This is a genomic window from Streptomyces sp. NPDC006516 (assembly GCF_040611875.1).
GTDB lineage: Bacteria > Actinomycetota > Actinomycetes > Streptomycetales > Streptomycetaceae > Streptomyces.
Genome location: NZ_JBEXPD010000001.1, coordinates 1002335 through 1022090, shown reverse-complemented (window position 1 = coordinate 1022090; position 19756 = coordinate 1002335). Strand labels below are relative to the sequence as shown.

The 19756-nt window shown below is 70.3% G+C and carries 17 protein-coding genes; 1 reads left to right on the top strand and 16 read right to left on the bottom strand.

The window, feature by feature from the left end:
• Window positions 1-61 precede the first annotated feature (61 nt).
• The 4 genes from ABZY45_RS04510 to ABZY45_RS04495 all read right to left on the bottom strand — a co-directional run bounded on the left by ABZY45_RS04510 (window position 62) and on the right by ABZY45_RS04495 (window position 3040).
• Entirely contained in the window at window positions 62-538 is a 477-nt protein-coding gene (locus tag ABZY45_RS04510; protein ID WP_356736001.1) for a GNAT family N-acetyltransferase, read from the bottom strand.
• Window positions 535-1476, bottom strand: a complete 942-nt coding sequence (locus tag ABZY45_RS04505) for an RluA family pseudouridine synthase (protein WP_356735999.1) — start codon at window positions 1474-1476, stop codon at window positions 535-537. The genes ABZY45_RS04510 and ABZY45_RS04505 overlap by 4 nt, the downstream gene beginning before the upstream one ends.
• A 23-nt stretch (window positions 1477-1499) precedes the next feature.
• Window positions 1500-2120, bottom strand: coding sequence for a signal peptidase II (gene lspA, locus ABZY45_RS04500; RefSeq protein ID WP_356735997.1), 621 nt, complete (start codon window positions 2118-2120; stop codon window positions 1500-1502).
• A 155-nt stretch (window positions 2121-2275) separates the two neighbouring features.
• Window positions 2276-3040 (bottom strand): TraR/DksA C4-type zinc finger protein, encoded by a 765-nt coding sequence (locus ABZY45_RS04495; RefSeq protein ID WP_356735995.1) that lies wholly within the window; start codon window positions 3038-3040, stop codon window positions 2276-2278.
• Window positions 3041-3601: 561 nt separating this feature from the next.
• On the opposite strand from ABZY45_RS04495, the gene ileS reads away from it, so the two are divergent.
• On the top strand, window positions 3602-6751 hold the full coding sequence (ileS, locus tag ABZY45_RS04490) for an isoleucine--tRNA ligase (RefSeq protein ID WP_356735993.1): 3150 nt from the start codon (window positions 3602-3604) through the stop codon (window positions 6749-6751).
• A gap of 271 nt (window positions 6752-7022) precedes the next feature.
• Here the strand turns inward: ileS and ABZY45_RS04485 are convergent, their stop codons facing one another.
• From ABZY45_RS04485 to murF, 12 genes are all read right to left on the bottom strand, one after another.
• Window positions 7023-8168, bottom strand: coding sequence for a DivIVA domain-containing protein (locus ABZY45_RS04485; RefSeq protein ID WP_356735991.1), 1146 nt, complete (start codon window positions 8166-8168; stop codon window positions 7023-7025).
• Window positions 8169-8217: 49 nt separating this feature from the next.
• The gene (locus ABZY45_RS04480) at window positions 8218-8514 is read right to left on the bottom strand and encodes a YggT family protein (protein WP_356735989.1); all 297 of its coding nucleotides are present in this window, start codon (window positions 8512-8514) and stop codon (window positions 8218-8220) included.
• A 67-nt stretch (window positions 8515-8581) separates the two neighbouring features.
• Window positions 8582-9193: a cell division protein SepF gene (gene sepF / locus ABZY45_RS04475; RefSeq protein WP_145802169.1), complete on the bottom strand. Its 612-nt coding sequence runs from the start codon at window positions 9191-9193 to the stop codon at window positions 8582-8584.
• 127 nt (window positions 9194-9320) lie between these two features.
• On the bottom strand, window positions 9321-10040 hold the full coding sequence (locus tag ABZY45_RS04470; protein WP_356735986.1) for a YggS family pyridoxal phosphate-dependent enzyme: 720 nt from the start codon (window positions 10038-10040) through the stop codon (window positions 9321-9323).
• A 5-nt stretch (window positions 10041-10045) separates the two neighbouring features.
• On the bottom strand, window positions 10046-10798 hold the full coding sequence (pgeF, locus tag ABZY45_RS04465) for a peptidoglycan editing factor PgeF (protein ID WP_356735984.1): 753 nt from the start codon (window positions 10796-10798) through the stop codon (window positions 10046-10048).
• On the bottom strand, window positions 10795-12009 hold the full coding sequence (ftsZ, locus tag ABZY45_RS04460) for a cell division protein FtsZ (RefSeq protein ID WP_356735982.1): 1215 nt from the start codon (window positions 12007-12009) through the stop codon (window positions 10795-10797). Before ftsZ ends, pgeF begins: the two co-directional genes overlap by 4 nt.
• Window positions 12010-12285: 276 nt before the next feature.
• Window positions 12286-13080: an FtsQ-type POTRA domain-containing protein gene (locus ABZY45_RS04455; protein ID WP_356735980.1), complete on the bottom strand. Its 795-nt coding sequence runs from the start codon at window positions 13078-13080 to the stop codon at window positions 12286-12288.
• A 49-nt stretch (window positions 13081-13129) separates the two neighbouring features.
• Window positions 13130-14224 carry an undecaprenyldiphospho-muramoylpentapeptide beta-N-acetylglucosaminyltransferase gene (gene murG / locus ABZY45_RS04450; protein ID WP_145802162.1) on the bottom strand — a complete coding sequence of 365 codons (1095 nt, stop codon included), beginning with the start codon at window positions 14222-14224 and terminating at the stop codon, window positions 13130-13132.
• Between the two features lie 6 nt (window positions 14225-14230).
• Window positions 14231-15700, bottom strand: a complete 1470-nt coding sequence (gene ftsW / locus ABZY45_RS04445; protein ID WP_356735978.1) for a putative lipid II flippase FtsW — start codon at window positions 15698-15700, stop codon at window positions 14231-14233.
• 155 nt (window positions 15701-15855) lie between these two features.
• Complete coding sequence (gene murD, locus ABZY45_RS04440) at window positions 15856-17289, bottom strand: UDP-N-acetylmuramoyl-L-alanine--D-glutamate ligase (protein WP_356735976.1); 1434 nt, start codon at window positions 17287-17289, stop codon at window positions 15856-15858.
• Window positions 17271-18341 carry a phospho-N-acetylmuramoyl-pentapeptide-transferase gene (gene mraY, locus ABZY45_RS04435; RefSeq protein ID WP_203185676.1) on the bottom strand — a complete coding sequence of 357 codons (1071 nt, stop codon included), beginning with the start codon at window positions 18339-18341 and terminating at the stop codon, window positions 17271-17273. Before mraY ends, murD begins: the two co-directional genes overlap by 19 nt.
• Window positions 18338-19756, bottom strand: a complete 1419-nt coding sequence (murF, locus tag ABZY45_RS04430; protein WP_356735973.1) for a UDP-N-acetylmuramoyl-tripeptide--D-alanyl-D-alanine ligase — start codon at window positions 19754-19756, stop codon at window positions 18338-18340. The genes mraY and murF overlap by 4 nt, the downstream gene beginning before the upstream one ends.

Below are 19756 nucleotides of genomic sequence, written 5' to 3'. Positions count from 1 at the left end.
AGGCCTCCCAGCGTGCCACGCGGTACCGGCGGACCTGTGGCACCCCCCGTGCGGGCCGTGGTCAGAGCGTGCGGCGCATGGCGCGGTGCGGCATGCCGGCGTCCGGGAACTCGGGGCCGTACGCCGTGTAGCCGAGCCGCTCGTAGAAGCCGAGCGCGTGTGTCTGCGCGTGCAGGTCCACGGCGGCCAGGCCCAGCGCGCGGGCCTCGTCCTCGATGGCGCGGACCAGTGCCGCCCCGACACCCAGGCCACGGGCCGCGCGGGTCACCGCGAGCCGGCCGAGCGATCCGACGGTGTGGTCCCCACCGGTCTTCCCCGCCGCGGCCTCACCGTGCAGCAGCCGTCCCGTACCCAGCGCGGAGCCGTCCGCCGCCACGGCGAGGACGTGCACCGCCGTCGCGTCGTGAGCGTCGTACTCGATCTCCTCGGGCACCTGCTGCTCGCCGACGAACACGTCCTTGCGGACCTGGAAGCAGGCCGCGAGGTCGGTCTCGGCGAGGGCCCTGCGCGTGCTGTACGGGGCCGTCGCGGCGGTCACTGGCTCTCCGCCGCGATCGTGTCGAGGGCCCGGCGCAGGTCCTCCGGGTAGCTGCTCTCGAATTCCACCCAGCTGCCGTCGGAGGGGTGCTCGAAGCCGAGCCGGACCGCGTGCAGCCACTGCCGGGTCAGGCCGAGCCGCTTGGCCATGGTGGGGTCGGCGCCGTAGGTCAGGTCGCCGACGCAGGGGTGCCGGTGGGCGGACATGTGCACCCGGATCTGGTGGGTGCGCCCGGTCTCCAGCTTGATGTCGAGCAGGCTGGCCGCGCGGTAGGCCTCGATGAGGTCGTAGTGCGTCACGGAGGGCTTGCCCTCTGCGGTGACGGCCCACTTGTAGTCGTGCTGCGGGTGACGGCCGATGGGGGCGTCGATGGTGCCGCTCATCGGGTCGGGGTGGCCCTGCACCAGCGCGTGGTACTTCTTCACGACGACCCGGTCGCGGAACTGGGCCTTGAGCAGCGTGTAGGCCCGCTCGGACTTCGCAACGACCATGAGGCCGGAGGTGCCGACGTCCAGCCGGTGCACGATGCCCTGGCGCTCGGCGGCGCCGGACGTCGAGATGCGGTAGCCGGCCGCGGCGAGGCCGCCGATGACGGTCGTGCCGGTCCAGCCGGGGCTGGGGTGGGCGGCGACACCGACCGGCTTCATGATGACGACGATGTCGTCGTCGTCATGGACGATCTCCATGCCTTCGACGGGTTCGGCGACGATCTGGACCGGAGCAGGTGCCTGCGGCATCTCCACTTCCAGCCAGGCACCGCCGTGCACCCGCTCGGACTTCCCGGCGAGCGCACCGTCCACCTGGACCTTCCCGGCGGCCGCGAGCTCTGCGGCCTTGGTGCGGGAGAAACCGAACATACGGGAGATGGCGGCGTCGACGCGCTCGCCCTCCAGGCCTTCGGGTACGGGCAGGGTGCGGACCTCGGGATACGTACTCACCTGTCGAGTATGCCTTGCGCCCGCTAGTCCTTGTGCACGGTGCCGTCGGGGTCCAGGCCCCTGAAGGAGAGGATCACGATGAGGATTCCGCCGCACACGATCGCGGAGTCGGCGAGGTTGAAGACGGCGAAGTGCTTGGGGGCGATGAAGTCGACCACCGCGCCCTCGAAGACGCCCGGCGCGCGGAAGATGCGGTCGGTGAGGTTGCCGAGCGCTCCGCCGAGCAGCAGTCCGAGCGCGATGGCCCAGGGCAGGCTGTAGAGCTTGCGGGCCAGCCGGATGATGACGACGATCACGACGGCCGCGATGACCGTGAAGATCACGGTGAACGCCTCGCCGATCCCGAAGGCGGCACCCGCGTTGCGGATCGCGTCGAACTTCAGCCAGTCGCCGATGATCTCGATCGGCTCCTCGTGCTCCAGCTTCGCGACCACGAGCATCTTGCTGCCCAGGTCCAGCAGATAGGCCAGGACGGCCACCACGAGGAGGACCAGGACCTTCTTCCTGCCCCGGCCGCTGTCCGTGCCGTCGCCGTCGCCGTCGACCAGGGACGACCCTCCTGCGGGCTGCTGGGGCTCCGCTCCGTCAGCCCCCTCGGCATCGGGGATGTCCGGCGTACCGATGATGCGCTCCGCCTCTGCCACGTGAGTCCCTCAACCTAGGTGCCTGACTGAGGACGAGGGTACGACACACCCGGGCGATCGGGGGCCTCCGGCCCCGGTCCGCCGGGACGGGCCCGCACGGACGGGAGGTGCGGCGCCGGGGCACCCGTGCCCCGGCGCGGCCCGGCCGGGAAGCCCTACCCCCGGCGCTCCTGCTTCTGCTTGTCCTCCACGCAGAGCGTGGCCCTGGGGAACGCCTGCATCCTGGCCTTGCCGATCGGCTTGCCGCAGACCTCGCAGAGCCCGTACGTCCCCGCGTCGAGCCGGGCGAGCGCGCGCTCGGTCTGGTCCAGCGTCTCCTGGGCGTGGGCCGCGAGGGACAGCTCGTGCTCGCGGGTGATGTTCTTCGTACCGGTGTCCGCGTCGTCGTGGCCCGCCCCGTCGCCGGAGTCGCGCATCAGGCCCGCCAGCGCCTCTCCGGACGCCTCCAGCTCGGCCCGCAGCCGTGTGACCTCGCCGGTCAGCTCGGTCCGCGCCTCCTCGACCTCCTCCGCGGTCCAGGGGTCCTCCCCGGGCCTGACGGCGAGGTCTCCCGGCGCGGTCGCCGCGGCGACCCGGGCGGGGGGCACCGCGGTCGCGGTGCCCTCTCCGACAGCCGTGGACCGTGCGGCGCTCTTCTTGGCTACCACCGTGTGGGCTCCTGTCTGCTCGGCGGCCTGAGCCGCCCCCGTGGCCTTCCTCGAAGCCTTCTCGGCTGCGTCGGTTCCGGCCGTGCTCTTCTTCGCCGTGCTCTTCCTGGCCACGGTCTTCTTCGCCGCTTTCTTCGCCGCCTTCTTCGCCGGCTTCTCCCGAGCCGTCTCCTGGCCGGGCTCCTCGGCCGCTTCGTGGGCCTTCTCCTCGGCAGCCGCAGCCGTGGATGCTTCGGACGCCGTTCTCGATGCGGCGGTCTTCTTCGCCACCATGGCCGCGGCCCCTTCACATATTGTGATCTTGCACGCGAATCGTGCTGGGACGATAAATCGACCCCAGCCTCGCGGCAACGGGGCACGCCGCCGGTTCGCCCCTCCCCGCGGCCGGGCAGTGGCGCGCCTGCAACCGTTGTGCCCAGCTCCCCGCGCCGTAATCCGCCTCGGCGTGCTCTCCGGGACTCCGTCCGTCCCGACTGGCCATTCGGGTCAAGCCCCGCCCCGCGAACAAACCGGTCGGCCGTCGCCCGTACGGGCCCGTACACTGGCCGCAGCGAGAGGCATGGATGGGACGAGTAGCGTCGTACGCAGCCCGCAGCGACCCGGGGACGGTGGAAGCCCGGGGGCGAGCGCGCCGTGAAGATCACCCCGGAGCCGCCGGAAGAACGCCCTGGACCGTGGGTTCCACGGGGACAAGGCCACTAGACCCGGCATCGCGACCCCAATGAGGGGGCCACGGGCGCATGCCCGGGGCCAAGGAGGGTGGTACCGCGGGAGCTGATGCGGCTCTCGTCCCTCCGACGGAAGTGGAAGACGTCCGCCGGAGGAAGCCCGCACATGACATCGCCGCAGTACCGCCAGGTACCCGCCCAGGTCGACCTGCCCGCCCTCGAGCACGCCGTGCTCGACTTCTGGCGGGACAGCAAGGTGTTCGCCAAGAGCCTCGAGCAGTCCGAGGGCCGCCCCGAGTGGGTCTTCTACGAGGGCCCGCCGACCGCCAACGGCATGCCCGGCGCCCACCACATCGAGGCCCGCGTCTTCAAGGACGTCTTCCCGCGCTTCCGGACCATGCAGGGCTACCACGTGGGCCGCAAGGCCGGCTGGGACTGCCACGGCCTGCCGGTCGAGCTCGCGGTGGAGAAGGAGCTGGGCTTCAACGGCAAGAAGGACATCGAGGCGTACGGCATCGCGGAGTTCAACGCGAAGTGCCGCGAGTCCGTCACCCGCCACACCGACGCGTTCACCGAGCTCACGACCCGCATGGGGTACTGGGTCGACCTGGACGACGCCTACCGCACGATGGACCCGGAGTACGTGGACTCCGTGTGGTGGTCGCTGAAGGAGATCTTCAACAAGGACCTGCTGGTCCAGGACCACCGTGTCGCCCCCTGGTGCCCCCGCTGCGGCACCGGCCTGTCGGACCACGAGCTCGCCCAGGGGTACGAGACGGTCGTCGACCCCTCGGTCTTCGTGCGCTTCCCCCTGACGAGCGGCCCGCTGGCCGGCGAGGCCGCGCTGCTCGTGTGGACGACGACGCCCTGGACCCTGGTCTCCAACACCGCCGTCGCCGCGCACCCCGACGTGACCTACGTCGTCACGACGGACGGCTCGGAGAAGCTGGTCGTCGCGCAGCCGCTGGTCGAGAAGGCGCTCGGCGAGGGCTGGGAGCTCACCGGCGAGACCTTCACCGGCCGCGACATGGAGCGCTGGACGTACGAACGCCCCTTCCAGCTGGTCGAGTTCCCGAGCGAGGCGCACTTCGTCGTCAACGCCGAGTACGTCACGACGGAGGACGGTACGGGTCTGGTCCACCAGTCCCCCGCGTTCGGCGCCGACGACCTCCTGGTCTGCAAGGCGTACGGCCTCCCGGTGGTGAACCCGGTCCGCCCGGACGGCACCTTCGAGGAGGACCTCCCGCTGGTCGGCGGCGTCTTCTTCAAGAAGGCCGACGAGGCGCTCACCGAGGACCTGGCGGCGCGGGGCAAGCTCTTCCGCCACGTCCCGTACGAGCACAGCTACCCGCACTGCTGGCGCTGCCACACGGCCCTGCTGTACTACGCGCAGCCGTCCTGGTACATCCGCACGACGGCGGTCAAGGAGCGGCTGCTCCAGGAGAACGAGAAGACCAACTGGTTCCCGGAGTCCGTGAAGAACGGCCGCTTCGGCGACTGGCTGAACAACAACGTCGACTGGGCGCTGTCCCGAAACCGCTACTGGGGCACCCCGCTGCCGATCTGGCGCTGCGAGGACGATCACCTGACCTGTGTCGGTTCCCGTGCCGAGCTCTCCGAGCTCACCGGCCGCGACCAGTCGGACCTGGACCCGCACCGCCCGTTCATCGACGAGATCACGTTCACCTGCTCGCACGAGAACTGCCAGTTGGAGGCGTACCGCGTCCCGGAGGTCATCGACGCCTGGTACGACTCGGGTTCGATGCCGTTCGCGCAGTGGGGTTACCCGTACAAGAACAAGGAGATCTTCGAGAGCCGCTACCCGGCGCAGTTCATCTCGGAGGCCATCGACCAGACCCGCGGCTGGTTCTACACGCTGATGGCCGTGGGCACGCTCGTCTTCGACAAGTCGAGTTACGAGAACGTGGTGTGCCTCGGCCACATCCTCGCCGAGGACGGCAGGAAGATGTCCAAGCACCTGGGCAACATCCTCCAGCCGATCCCGCTGATGGACCAGCACGGCGCCGACGCCGTCCGCTGGTTCATGGCGGCGGGCGGTTCCCCGTGGGCGGCGCGCCGCGTGGGCCACGGCACGATCCAGGAGGTCGTCCGCAAGACGCTCCTCACCTACTGGAACACGGTGGCGTTCCAGGCCCTGTACGCCCGTACGTCGAACTGGGCGCCCTCCGCGGCCGATCCGGCGCCCGTCGAGCGCACGGTCCTCGACCGCTGGCTCCTGGGCGAACTGGGCACCCTGGTGAACGAGGTCACGACGGCGCTGGAGGGCTACGACACGCAGCGCGCCGGCAAGCTGCTCTCGGCGTTCGTCGACGACCTGTCCAACTGGTACGTGCGCCGCTCGCGCCGCCGCTTCTGGCAGGGCGACAAGGCCGCCCTGCGCACCCTGCACGAGGTCGTGGAGACGGTCACGCGCCTGATGGCCCCGCTGACCCCGTTCATCACCGAGCGGGTCTGGCAGGACCTGATCGTCCCGGTCAGCCCCGACGCCCCCGAGTCGGTGCACCTGTCGTCGTGGCCGACGGCGGACCCGGCGTCCATCGACCCGGCCCTGTCCTCGCAGATGGCGCTCGTACGGCGTCTGGTCGAGCTCGGACGCGCCACACGTGCCGAGTCCGGGGTCAAGACCCGCCAGCCCCTCTCGCGGGCCCTGGTGGCAGCCTCCGGCTTCGAGTCGCTCGGCCCGGAGCTGCGCGCCCAGATCACTGAGGAGCTGAACGTCTCCTCCCTCGCCTCGCTCTCCGAGGTCGGCGGATCACTCGTGGACACCACGGCCAAGGCGAACTTCCGCGCGCTGGGCAAGCGCTTCGGCAAGGGCGTGCAGGCAGTGGCCAAGGCCGTCGCGAACGCCGACGCCGCCGCGCTGTCCCTGGCGCTGCGCGAGGGCACCGCGTCGGTCGAGGTGGACGGGGAGCGGATCACCCTCGCCCCGGACGAGGTCATCATCACGGAGACCCCCCGCGAAGGCTGGTCGGTGGCGTCCGACTCCGGCGCGACGGTCGCCCTGGACCTGGAGATCACCCCGGAGCTGCGGGCGGCGGGGCTTGCCCGCGACGCGATCCGGCTGATCCAGGAGGCCCGCAAGAACAGCGGCCTGGACGTGGCGGACCGGATCGCGGTCCGCTGGACTTCGGCGTCCCCCGAGACGGCCGAGGCCCTCACCGCCCACGCGTCGCTGATCGCGGACGAGGTCCTGGCCCTGGACTACGCGCAGGGTGAGGCGGACGACACGTACGGCACGCCGTTCGAGGACGAGGGTCTGTCCCTCACGTTCCGCCTCCGCAAGACGGAGCGGTAAGCGGGATCACGCCCGAAGGGGCCCGGCCGGACACCTCGTCCCGGCCGGGCCCCTTCGCCGTTCCGGCCCGCCCACCTCCGGTCGGCGCTCCCAGGACAACCCCCCTCCGCGACCGTCGTGCACCCACCGCCCCTGGGGCCCACGCAGAGCACCGCTGCGGGCACCCCACCCGCCCCTGGCTGTGCCCATGCAAAGGGCCGGGCCCCGGGGAGATCCCCGGGGCCCGGCCCTCAGCCTGCCGACGGCTACGCGCTCAGCGAGCGCGCACCGCTCAGTTGTCGTCCTCGTCGATCAGGAAGCCGCGCATCGGCGACGGAGCCTGCTGCATCGGCTGCGGGGCCTGCGGCCTCACCGGCGCCATCGGCTGCGTCATCGCGGGCGACATCTGCTGCTGGCCGCCGCCGTACGACGGGCCACCGCCCATCGACTGGTTGCCACTGCCCATCTGCGGGCTGCCGTGACCACCGTGGTTGCCGCCCATGGTGTGCCCCATCGCACCCGCGCCGGCCGGAGCCAGCGAAGGCGACGGCGGCAGCGAAGCGGCGGCGGGGGTACGCGGCGGCGCCAGCGAGTCGTCGGCCTGGGTCTCCAGCTGACGCAGCTGGCTCTCCAGGTAGGACTTCAGACGGGTCCGGTACTCGCGCTCGAAGCCACGCAGGTCCTCGACCTTGCGCTCCAGCGTCGCGCGGGCCGACTCGAGCGAGCCCATCGCCACGCGGTGCTTCTCCTGCGCGTCCCGCTCCAGGGCGTCGGCCTTGGCACGGGCGTCACGCTCGAGGCCCTCGGCACGGCTGCGCGCCTCGCCGACGATCTTGTTGGCCTCGGAACGGGCCTCCGCGATCGCCTGGTCGGCGGTCTGCTGGGCGAGGGAGAGGACACGGGCGGCGCTGTCGCCACCAGGGCCCTGACCGGGCTGCTGCATCTGCTGCATCTGCTGCTGCTGCATCTGCTGCTGCGGAGCGTGGCCACCCATGGGACCGCCCATCGGGCCACCCATGGGACCGCCCTGCATCGGGCCGGGGCCGTGCGGGCCCTGCGGACCGGGACCGTGGCCGCCCTGGGGACCATGGCCGCTGGGACCGGCAGGCAGCTGCGGAGCGCCACCGGGCAGCTGGGGGGGACCCATCTGCGGGGGCTGCTGCTGCACCGGCGGACCAGATATGGCGGCGGGCACCGGGGCACCCGGCCGGTCCTGCTGTTCCGGGGGTTTACGCATGCCCTGCTGCTGCTGGTTCTGCGCGGCCGCACGCGTGGCGGCGGCCAGCTTGGCGCGCAGGTCCTCGTTCTCACGGAGCAGACGGGTCAGTTCCGATTCGACCTCGTCGAGGAAGGCATCGACCTCGTCCTCGTCATAGCCTTCTCGGAGGCGGACGGTCGTGAACTGCTTGTTCCGCACGTCCTCGGGGGTCAGCGGCATCTCTTCTTCACCTCTACGTAGTCGTCGGCAGTCGGCAAGACCGTATCGTTCACACGCTGCTCGCAAAGTTGCCCACGAGGCTGAGCAGTATGTAGACGAGGATCATCAGAACGAAGAAGGACAGGTCAAGTGCCACGCCCCCGAGACGCAACGGCGGTATGAACCGCCGCAGAAGCTTCAGCGGTGGATCGGTGACAGTGTAAGTGCCCTCGAGAACGATCACCATCGCCTTACCTGGCTGCCATGAACGTGCGAACTGGAAGACATAGTCCATGACCAGCCGGAAGATCAGCACGATGAGGAAACACATCAGCGCGATATAGACCACATCCAGTGCGACGCCCATGTCCCGCGCTTCCCTCTCCCCTGGCTCTCGTTGCCCGGCCTACCGGCCGGGTTCGTTCCCGGTGTTCTCAGCTCTGGTTGAAGAACCCGCCCTCTGCGATGCGGGCCTTGTCCTCCGCCGTGACATCGACGTTAGCAGGCGACAACAGGAACACCTTCTGCGTCACGCGCTCAATGCTGCCATGGAGACCGAAGACGAGTCCCGCGGCAAAGTCGACAAGTCGCTTCGCGTCCGTGTCGTCCATCTCCGTGAGGTTCATGATCACCGGAGTGCCCTCACGGAAGTGTTCCCCGATGGTACGGGCCTCGTTGTAGGTCCTGGGGTGCAGCGTGGTGATCCGGTAGGGCTCCCGCTCGGACACGACCTTGGGCATGATCACCGGTGCGTTCTTCTCCATGTTCGGGCGGTCAGGTGTGATGGATGCCACGGGTGCGATTCGGGCGGGTCGTCCGCTTTCCGCCGGGAGCTGAACCGGCTCGCGGGGCGCGGGGGGCTGCACCGCTCGTACCGGTTCGTCCCTTTCCCGCTCCACCTGGTGGGCGGGCTGGTGCCGGCGCCGGTCACGCTCGGGCTCCGGCTCGGGTTCGAATTCGTCGTCGGGGTCGAACCCCGGACCGTCGTACCCATCGTCCTCCACGAGGCCGAGGTAGACCGCCATCTTGCGCATCGCGCCGGCCATGCTCCGAGTCCTCCGCTCTGTGGTGGATCGGCATTCGTGTCACCAAGTGCCCGAGATCCACTCCGGCCTGCCCGCGAGGAGCGGGAATGACCATATTTTCTGCTGTGGTCCGACTTGCTTCGCGACGTTACCCGAGCCGGGGTCGGACTCCGAGTACCGCCGTACCGACGCGTACATGTGTCGCTCCGGCCGCAACCGCGTCCTCGAGATCCGCGCTCATCCCAGCAGAGACCATGTTCGCAGCCGGATGGTTCCCGCGCAGGCGGGATGAGAATTCCATCAGCCGGTCGAACGCCGCCCGTTGCCGGCCGGCGTAAGGGCCCGCGAGAGGGGCGACGGTCATGAGGCCGTCGAGTCTCAGCCCCGGCGCGGCCTCGACGGCGTCGGCCAACTCGCCGATCGCGTCGGGTGCGACACCGCCCCGGTCTCCGCGCTCACCGCTCCCGGCATCGAGCGCCACCTGGATGAGGCAGCCGAGTTCGCGCTCGCCCCGCACCGCCGCCGCGGAGAGTGCGGTGACCAGCTTCACGCGGTCCACCGACTGCACCACACCGGCATAACCGGCCACGGAGCGGACCTTGTTGGTCTGCAACTGACCGACAAAGTGCCATGTGAGGGACAGATCCGCACATGCGGCGGCTTTTGGCGCCGCGTCCTGATCGCGGTTCTCCGCGACCTGACGCACACCGAGTTCATGCAGAATGCGCACGTCGCTCGCGGGGTAGGTCTTGGTGACGACGATGAGCGTCACCTCTTCCCGCTTGCGGCCGGCCGCAGCACAGGCGGAAGCGATACGTTCCTCCACCCGTGCCAGATTCGTGGCGAGTTGAGTCCTGCGATCCGTCATGTCCATCAGTCCAACCAGACATATCCGGCGAGCCGACCCGTGGTGCGGTCGCGGCGGTACGAGAAGTGATCGCCCGATTCCAGGGTGCAGAACGGCGAACGGTGCCGGTCGACGACGCCGAGCGCGTCGAGCTGGGCGTGCACCCCGGCCGTGACGTCGACCGCCGGGGTTCCCCAGCTGGTCTCCGACCACGACGCCGGGACGGCCCGTGCGACCTCGGCGCGCATCTGCTCCGGCACCTCGTAGCACCGGCCGCAGACCGCGGGGCCGGTGTGCGCGACGATCCTGGCCGGTTCGGCGCCGAGCGCGGTCATGGCCTCGACCGCGGCCGGGACGACTCCCGCGACCAGGCCGGGCCTGCCCGCGTGAGCGGCGGCGACGACCCCGGCCACCGGATCGGCCAGAAGTACGGGTGTGCAGTCGGCGGTGAGGACCGCGAGCGGAAGTCCCCGCCGGGCGGTCACCACGGCGTCCACGGCGGGGACCTCCGAGGCGCCGCCCCAGGGACCCTCGACCACGGCCACGTCACGCCCGTGCACCTGGTTCATCCAGACGACCCGCGCCGGGTCGAGGCCGAGGGCCCCTGCCGCGCGGGCCCGGTTCGTGACGACAGCGGCGGGGTCGTCGCCGACCGCGCCGCCGAGGTTGAGCTCCTCGAACGGAACGGCGCTCACTCCGCCCCACCTGTCGGTGAAAGCGAAATGGGCGCCGCCCGCCGAAGACTCCGCGGCCTGGGCCGCGTGCTGCGGACCTATCACTTCAAGAAGTCCGGTACGTCCAGCTCTTCGGCCTGGCTGTCCTGGTAGGGACGGGCCGTCGGGACGTGCGGCGGGGAGACCGGCGGCAGCGAGGTCTCGTTCACCACGGGCGCCGGCTCGGCCGGCGTCTGCGGCTCCTCGCGCGGGGGCACGGAGCCCAGCCCGCCCGTCTGACGCACCGGCTCCGCGGGCCGGGCCGGCGGAGCCGGCTCCTCGCGCTTGCCGGCGCCTGCCCCGAGGACGTTCTCCCGGCGGGCCGGCGGCTGTCCGCCGTCGAAGCCCGCCGCGATGACCGTGACCCGGACCTCGTCGCCGAGCGCGTCGTCGATGACCGCGCCGAAGATGATGTTCGCCTCGGGGTGGGCCGCCTCGCTCACCAGCTGCGCGGCCTCGTTGATCTCGAAGAGACCGAGGTCGCTGCCACCGGAGATGGAGAGCAGGACACCGCGGGCACCGTCGATGGACGCCTCCAGGAGCGGCGAGGAGATCGCCATCTCCGCCGCCGCCACCGCGCGGTCGTCGCCGCGGGCGGAGCCGATGCCCATGAGCGCCGATCCGGCCTCGGACATGACCGACTTGACGTCGGCGAAGTCGAGGTTGATCAGACCCGGGGTCGTGATGAGGTCGGTGATGCCCTGGACACCCGAGAGCAGCACCTGGTCGGCCGACTTGAAGGCGTCGAGCACGCTGACCTGGCGGTCCGAGATGGACAGCAGCCGGTCGTTGGGAATGACGATGAGGGTGTCGACCTCTTCGCGGAGCTCGGCGATGCCGTCCTCCGCCTGGTTCGCGCGCCGCCGGCCCTCGAAGGTGAACGGGCGGGTGACCACACCGATCGTCAGGGCGCCCAGCGAGCGGGCGATGTTGGCGACGACGGGTGCGCCGCCGGTGCCGGTGCCGCCGCCTTCTCCGGCGGTGACGAAGACCATGTCGGCCCCCTTGAGGACCTCCTCGATCTCCTCACGGTGGTCCTCTGCCGCCTTGCGACCGACGGCCGGGTTCGCCCCGGCTCCGAGGCCACGGGTGAGTTCACGGCCGACGTCGAGCTTGACGTCGGCGTCGCTCATCAACAGTGCCTGCGCATCGGTGTTGATCGCGATGAACTCGACGCCCTTGAGGCCGACCTCGATCATTCGGTTGATGGCATTGACACCACCGCCGCCGACACCGATGACCTTGATGACTGCGAGGTAGTTCTGCGGTGCTGCCACGTCGAAGGCCTCTCGCCTCGAGTTACGTGTCGTCGCTTCGCGGTAGTCCCGCCGCGACGACGGATGCCGATTGGGTCGGTCCGAACGCCGACCCAAACCCTAACCTTGAAGTTTAGGGTTACCAGTGTGTCTGCTTCATGGACTCTTCCGAACAGGACACTAAGTCGACAAGTGGCGCGCGTTCAACGAACACGCCGAACCTCCCGTTTTTCTTTTCACCCTATGTGATCACCCGTAGCGCTGACCAACCAGGGGGCTGGCCAGGCCAAACGTGCGTCAACTCTTCGACGCCGCAGGGGCGGTGGGTGCACTCACGTCGAAGTGTCCCGCTTTGGGAGACGCTTTCATGAGAGCGGTGAGTACCCGCGCCTTCACGGGCCCCTCCTCGCTGCTCCCCCACATCACCGTGCGACCCCGGGTCAGTTCGAGAACGGCGGAGTCGTACGAGGTGACCCGCACCGACTCGGTCTCCCTGGCCACCTTCCCCGGAATGTCGCCCGCGATGCGAACGGCTTCCCGTACCAGCCGGTCACTGCCGAAGCGGCGCAGACTGGCCGACCGATCCGGCGTCAGTTCCAGCAGCGGCACATGCGGGGGCGCTTTGTCCACGGTTGCGAAGCGCACGCCCTTCGCGTCCACTTCAATGAACTTTTCGCCCTTTTCGACCAGCAGGACGGGCTTTCGTTCCGTCACTTTAAGGCCGATTCCGTGCGGCCATGACCGTACGACATCCACGGAGTCGATACGAGGCAACTTCTGGCGCAACCGGTCCGCGATCGCACCGGTGTCCACGGAGATCAGCGGGTCGCCGACCGGGGCTTCCGCGGCCGCCTCCACCTCGGTCCGGGTCAGGACACCCGTGCCGGTGATCGTCACCTGCTCCAGGCGCAGCCAGGACGAGCCGTAGAGCACCCAGACCGTGGCCGCGGCGGTCAGCACCAGACCGGCCGCGGCCAGGATCAGGCGGATGCGCCCGGTCAGCCGGCTCTTCTGCGGGCCGATGTGCGGAGGGCGTGCCGGGGTGTCGGCCCGTTCGGCGTCACCGCGCTGGGCAGTCGTCGGTCCGGCCACGCTCGCTCCTTCGCCGGACCCGGGGCTCCCGCCCCGGGTCCGCACCGCCTCACGCCTGGCGGCGTGCGGCAATCGCCTCGTACACCATGCCGACGAGGAGGTCGTCGGCGTCCCGTCGCCCGAACTCCGCGGCGGCACGGGACATCTCGTACAGCCGGTGCGGATCCGAGAGCACCGGAAGGACGTTGCCCTGCACCCATTCCGGGGTGAGCGCCGCGTCGTCCACCAGCAGGCCGCCGCCGGCGTTGACCACCGGCTGGGCGTTGAGCCGCTGTTCGCCGTTGCCGATGGGCAGCGGGACGTAGGCGGCGGGGAGCCCGACGGCGGAGAGTTCGGCGACGGTCATCGCGCCCGCGCGGCAGAGCATCATGTCGGCCGCGGCGTACGCGAGGTCCATCCGGTCCACGTACGGTACCGGGATGTAGGGCGGCATCCCGGGCATGTTGTCGATGCGCGGCAATTCGTTCTTCGGGCCGACCACGTGCAGGATCTGGATCCCGGACCGCTGGAGCAGCGGTGCGATCCGCGTGACCACCTCGTTGAGGTGACGTGCGCCCTGCGAGCCGCCCGAGACGAGCAGCGTGGGCAGGTTCGGGTCGAGACCGAAGGCGGCGCGCGCCTCGGGGCGGACCCGGGCCCGGTCGAGGGTGGCGATGGTGCGGCGCAGCGGGATGCCGATGTAGCGGGCGCCGCGCAGCTTGCTGTCCGGGGTGGAGACGGCTACGCCGTGGGCGTAGCGCGATCCGATCTTGTTGGCCAGGCCCGGGCGGGCGTTGGCCTCATGGACGACGATGGGGACACCGGCGCGCTTGGCCGCGAGATAGCCGGGCAGCGCGACGTAGCCGCCGAAGCCGACCACGCAGTCCGCCTTGGTGCGCTCCAGGATCTGCTCGGCGGCCTTGATGGTGCCGCGCAGCCGCCCCGGGACGGTGATCAGCTCGGGTGTGGGCTTGCGCGGCAGCGGTACGGCGGGGATCAGTGCCAGGTCGTACCCCCGCTCGGGTACGAGCCTGGTCTCGAGTCCGCGTTCCGTGCCGAGGGCAGTGATTCCCACGGTCGGGTCCTGCCTCCGCAGGGCGTCTGCGAGGGCAAGCGCGGGCTCGATGTGCCCGGCGGTCCCCCCGCCGGCGAGTACGACATGCACCGAAATTCACCGCTCTCCGGACGGACGCTTCGTGACGCGCCGTCTCATCGTCTTCCATCTGACCCCGGGCCTCCGCATGGCCAGGGCCGCTCTCGCCGCAGGGTCCTCTCGCGCGAAGGCGATCATGAGCCCGACAGCGAACATGGTCGGCAGCAGGGCCGAACCCCCGTAGGAGAACAGCGGAAGCGGGACACCGGCGATCGGCAACAGGCCGAGCACCGCACCGATGTTGATCACGGCCTGCGCCGTGATCCAGGTGGTCACGCCTCCGGCTGCGTACCTCACGAAGGGGTCCTCCGTGCGTCCGGCCACGCGGATACCCGCATAGCCTAGAGCCGCGAAGAGGGCCAGTACCGACAGCGTCCCCGCCAGACCCAGTTCCTCCCCGGTGATGGCGAAGATGAAGTCGGTGTGCGGTTCAGGTAGTTGCCCCCATTTTTCCACACTCGCGCCGAGCCCGGAACCGAACCATCCGCCGGACGCGAGAGCGTAGATTCCGTGCACCGCCTGCCAGCACGAGTCCCCGGGGCCGGGTTCCGAGGCGCCGATGCAGGCGAGCCTGGACATCCGGTTGGGGCTGGTCTTGATGAGGACGAAACCGATGAGACCGGCGAAGGCGAGTACGCCGGCGAAGAGCCGGGTGGGGGCGCCGGCCAGCCAGAGCAGCCCGAAGAGGATCGCTGTGAGGATGATCGCGGTCCCCATGTCCCCGCCGAGCATGATCAGCCCGAGCAGCATGAAGGCGACCGGCACGAGCGGCACGAGCATGTGTTTCCACTGCGTCAGCAGCCGCTTGTCCTGTTTGCGGGCGAGCAGGTCCGCGCCCCACAGGATGAGGGCCAGCTTGCCGAACTCGCTCGGCTGGAGCTGGAAGGGGCCGCCCAGATAGATCCAGTTCTGGTTGCCGTTGACCGACATCCCTATCCCCGGCACCTGTACCAGGACCATCAGGAAGACCGTGCCCATGAGCAGCGGGTAGGCCAGCGCCCGGTGGAGTTTGACCGGCATCCGGGAGGCCAGCAGCATCAGCGCGGCCCCGATGACAGCCGCGATGAACTGCTTGCGGAAGAAGTAGGTGCTGGGCCGGGCGAGTTCCAGCGCCTTGATCATCGAGGCGGAGTAGACCATCACGAGGCCCAGCACGGTGATCAGCAGGCTCGACCCGAGAATCAGGTAGTACGCGGTCAGAGGCCGGTCCCAGGCCCGTCGTGCACGCTCGTAGGTCCGCCGCACCCCGGCGCCCCGGCGCGGCCGGGGCCGCTGCCCTCCTCCGGCCCTCGGCGCTCCGCCTCCGCGCGGCGTGGAGGGCCGCCTGGGCCCCGCCGCGGGCCGGCTCCGCAGGGCGAGCCCCGGGACGGCTCCCGCACCCGCGGGCAGCGGTCCGGCGAACAGGGGCGGAGTGAGCGCGCCGCTGATGGCCGAGGCCGCCCGTGAGCGGTCGGCTCCACGCGCGGCTGCGCTCTCGTCGGCCGGCATTGTCGCTGTCCCCTCCACTGCTCGTGCCCGGGGTCCGGCGCCGGGCCCCCGGCGGTGCCGCACGCCGTCCGCCAGGGGCCGGACACCGTTCCCGGTAGCCGTTCCCAGTCACCGTTCCCGGTCACCGGGACCGTACGCCGCTGAGGCCGGGAGCGTCAGGCGCTCTCGCCGGAGAGTCCGCGGACCGCGTCCGCGAACGCCTCGCCCCGCTTGTTGTAGTTGACGAACATGTCCATCGAGGCACAGGCCGGGGCCAGCAGAACGGTGTCACCGGGCTCTGCCAGTGCGGCCGCTTCGCGGACCGCCTCGGACATCGCACCAGTGTCGGTCCGCTCGAGGTCGACCACCGGTACCTCGGGGGCGTGTCGCGCCAGGGCTTCGCGGATCAGCGCCCGGTCGGCGCCCATCAGCACGACGCCCCTCAGCCGCTTCGCGGCCCCGCTGACGAGCTCGTCGAAGGTGGCGCCCTTGGCGAGGCCTCCGGCGATCCACACGATCGGCTCGTACGCCGCGAGGGAGGCCTCGGCGGCGTGCGTGTTGGTGGCCTTGGAGTCGTCGATGTACGTGACTCCGCCGACGTCGGCGATGTGCTCGATGCGGTGCGCGTCCGGGCGGAAGGCGCGCAGCCCGTCGCGCACGGCGGCCGGCGGCACACCGAAGGCGCGGGCGAGCGCCGCGGCGGCCAGGGCGTTGGCGATGTTGTGCGGGGCCGGCGGATCGACGTCGCCGACCTCCGCGAGCTCCTGGGCGTTCTTCTGCCGGTCGGCCACGAAGGCGCGGTCGACCAGGATGCCGTCGACCACTCCGAGCTGCGAGGGCGCGGGCGCGCCGAGGGTGAAGCCGATCGCCCGGCAGCCCTCCTCGACGTCGGCCTCGCGTACGAGCTCCTCCGTGGCGCCGTCCTGCGCGTTGTAGACGCAGGCGACGGTGTTGCCCTCGTAGATCCGCCCCTTGTCGGCGGCGTAACCGGCCATGGAACCGTGCCAGTCGAGGTGGTCGGGGGCCAGGTTGAGCACGGCCCCGGAGTGGGCGCGCAGGGAGGGGGCCCAGTGCAGCTGGTAGCTGGAGAGCTCGACGGCGAGCACGTCGTACGTCTCGTCGCCGAGCACGGCGTCCAGCAGCGAGACCCCGATGTTGCCGACCGCGGCCGTGCGCAGTCCCGCCGCCTCCAGGATCGAGGCGAGCATCCGCACGGTCGTTGTCTTGCCGTTGGTGCCGGTGACCGCGAGCCAGGGTGCGGCGTCGGGGCCCCGCAGCCGCCAGGCGAGCTCGACGTCGCCCCACACGGGGACGCCCGCCTCGGCGGCTGCCAGGAAGAGGGGCTTGTCCGGCTTCCATCCGGGAGCCGTGACGACGAGCTCGGTGGACTCGGGCAGGGTCGCCCCGTCGCCGAGGCGCACGGTGATCCCGTCCGCCTCCAGCTCCGCGGCCTGGGCGCGCGAGCGCTCGTCGTCGCCGTCGTTGACGACGGTGACGAGGGCCCCCCGCTCGTGCAGGGCGCGGGCGGCGGGGATTCCGCTCACCCCGAGCCCGGCGACCGTGACGTGCTTGCCCTGCCAGTCCACGTTGCTCACTTCTTGGCTGCCCATCCCGCGTAGAAGAGGCCGAGTCCGACGATCACGCACATGCCCTGGATGATCCAGAAACGGACCACGACAAGGACTTCGGACCAGCCCTTGAGTTCGAAGTGGTGCTGCAGCGGTGCCATCCGGAAGACCCGCTTGCCGGTCATCTTGAACGAACCGACCTGGATGACCACGGACATGGTGATCATCACGAAGAGGCCGCCGAGGATGGCCATCAGGAACTCGGTGCGTGAGCAGATCGCGAGACCGGCGAGCGCGCCGCCGAGCGCGAGCGAACCGGTGTCACCCATGAAGATCTTCGCGGGTGAGGTGTTCCACCACAGGAAGCCGAAGCAGGCGCCCATCAGCGCGGAGGCGACGACCGCGAGGTCGAGTGGGTCGCGTACCTCGAAACACGCCTGGGGGTTGGTCAGGGTGGTCGCGTTGGCGCACGACTCCTGGAACTGCCACAGCCCGATGAAGGTGTACGCGCCGAAGACCATCACCGACGCGCCGGTGGCCAGGCCGTCCAGACCGTCCGTCAGGTTCACGCCGTTGGACATGGCGAGGATCATGAACAGCGCCCAGACGACGAACAGCACCGGTCCGATGGACCAGCCGAAGTCCTCGACGAAGGAGAGCCGGGTGGACGCCGGGGTGTTACCCCTGATGTCGGCGAACTGCAGCGAGAGCACGGCGAACGCGATGCCGACGATCAGCTGGCCGGCCATCTTCGCCTTGGCCCGGAGGCCCAGGGAGCGCTGCTTGACGATCTTGATGTAGTCGTCGAGGAAGCCGACGAGGCCCATCCCGGCCATCAGGAACAGGACGAGGACGCCGGAGAAGCGCATCTCCTCGCCGGTGATCACCTTCGCCAGGACGTACGCGATGATCGTCGCCAGGATGAAGGCGATACCGCCCATGGTGGGCGTGCCCTTTTTACTGCCGTGGGTACGCGGGCCGTCGTCCCGGATGAACTGCCCGTAGCCCTTGCGGGCCAGAAGTTTGATCAGCAGCGGAGTGCCGACCAGGGTCAGGAAGAGCCCTATGGCCCCCGCGAAGAGGATCTGCCTCATCGGACGGCGACCTCGCCCTCGGTCGTCTCCAGCAGTGCCAGGGCGACCTTCTCCAGGCCGACCGACCGGGACGCCTTCACCAGCACGACGTCTCCCGGGCGCAGTTCACTGCGCAACAGGTCGACGGCCGCCTGTGCGTCGGACACGTGCACCGACTCCTCACCCCACGAACCCTCGTTATATGCGCCCAGTTGCAGCCAGGAGGCTTCTCTTCCCCCGACAGCGACGAGCTTGCTGACGTTGAGCCGGACGGCGAGCCGTCCGACCGCGTCGTGCTCGGCGAGCGACGAGTCGCCGAGCTCGGCCATCTGACCGAGCACCGCCCACGTGCGCCCCCCGGCTGCCCGTCGGGCCTTGCCCATGGCGGCCAGCGCACGGAGTGCGGCCTTCATGGATTCGGGGTTCGCGTTGTAGGCGTCATTGACGACCGTCACACCGTCCGGACGCTCGGTGACCTCCATGCGCCAGCGGGAGAGGGTGCCCGCCCCGGAGAGCGCATCGGCGATCTCAGTCACGGACATGCCCAACTCATGGGCGACGGCGGCCGCGGCGAGCGCGTTCGACACGTGGTGCTCACCGTACAGGCGCAAGGTCACGTCGCTGCACCCGGTGGGTGTGTGGAGCGTGAAAGCGGGGCGGCCGTCGTCCGTGAGCCGCACGTTCTCTCCCCGTACGTCCGCATCCGGGGCCTCTCCGAAGAGCAGCACCCGGGCTTTTGTGCGGGACGCCATCGCCCGCACGAGCGGGTCGTCGGCGTTGAGGATCGCCGCGCCGTCCTCCGGGAGGACCTCGACGAGCTCACCCTTGGCCTGGGCGATCGCCTCTCGGCTGCCGAACTCCCCGATGTGGGCGCTGCCCACGTTGAGGACCAGCCCGATGCTCGGTGGCGTCAGGTTGGCGAGGTAGTGGATGTGGCCGATACCGCGCGCCCCCATCTCCAGCACCAGGTGGCGGGTTTCCGCCGTCGCCCGCAGCGCGGTGAGGGGCAGGCCGATCTCGTTGTTGAGGGAACCCGGCGTCCAGACGGTGGGTGCCTTGCGCTCCAGCAGCTGGGCGATGAGGTCCTTCGTGGACGTCTTGCCCGCCGATCCGGTGAGCGCGACGACAGCGGTGCCGAGGCGCTCGACGACGGCGCGTGCCAGGGCGCCGAGGGCCGCCACGACGTCGTCCACGACGATCGCCGGGACACCGACGGGGCGGGCGGCCAGCACCGCTGTCGCACCCGCCTCGACGGCGCCCTGCGCGTAGTCGTGGCCGTCGACCCGTTCACCCGCGAACGCGGCGAACAGGGAGCCCTGCCGCACCTCCCGGGAGTCGATGACGACGGGGCCGGTGACGGTGACGGACTGGTCCGGTACGTCGTACGGCTGCCCGCCGACGATTCCGGCGATCTCGGCGAGGGAAAGGGCGATCAC

Excerpts from the sequence above, each read along its gene's own strand:
- ABZY45_RS04495 (WP_356735995.1), bottom strand. The coding sequence starts at position 3,040 with ATGGTGGCGAAGAAGACCGCCGCATCGAGAACGGCGTCCGAAGCATCC.
- ileS (WP_356735993.1), top strand. The coding sequence starts at position 3,602 with ATGACATCGCCGCAGTACCGCCAGGTACCCGCCCAGGTCGACCTGCCC.
- ABZY45_RS04485 (WP_356735991.1), bottom strand. The coding sequence starts at position 8,168 with ATGCCGCTGACCCCCGAGGACGTGCGGAACAAGCAGTTCACGACCGTC.
- ABZY45_RS04480 (WP_356735989.1), bottom strand. The coding sequence starts at position 8,514 with ATGGGCGTCGCACTGGATGTGGTCTATATCGCGCTGATGTGTTTCCTC.
- sepF (WP_145802169.1), bottom strand. The coding sequence starts at position 9,193 with ATGGCCGGCGCGATGCGCAAGATGGCGGTCTACCTCGGCCTCGTGGAG.
- ABZY45_RS04470 (WP_356735986.1), bottom strand. The coding sequence starts at position 10,040 with ATGACGGATCGCAGGACTCAACTCGCCACGAATCTGGCACGGGTGGAG.
- ftsW (WP_356735978.1), bottom strand. The coding sequence starts at position 15,700 with ATGCCGGCCGACGAGAGCGCAGCCGCGCGTGGAGCCGACCGCTCACGG.
- murD (WP_356735976.1), bottom strand. The coding sequence starts at position 17,289 with ATGGGCAGCCAAGAAGTGAGCAACGTGGACTGGCAGGGCAAGCACGTC.
- mraY (WP_203185676.1), bottom strand. The coding sequence starts at position 18,341 with ATGAGGCAGATCCTCTTCGCGGGGGCCATAGGGCTCTTCCTGACCCTG.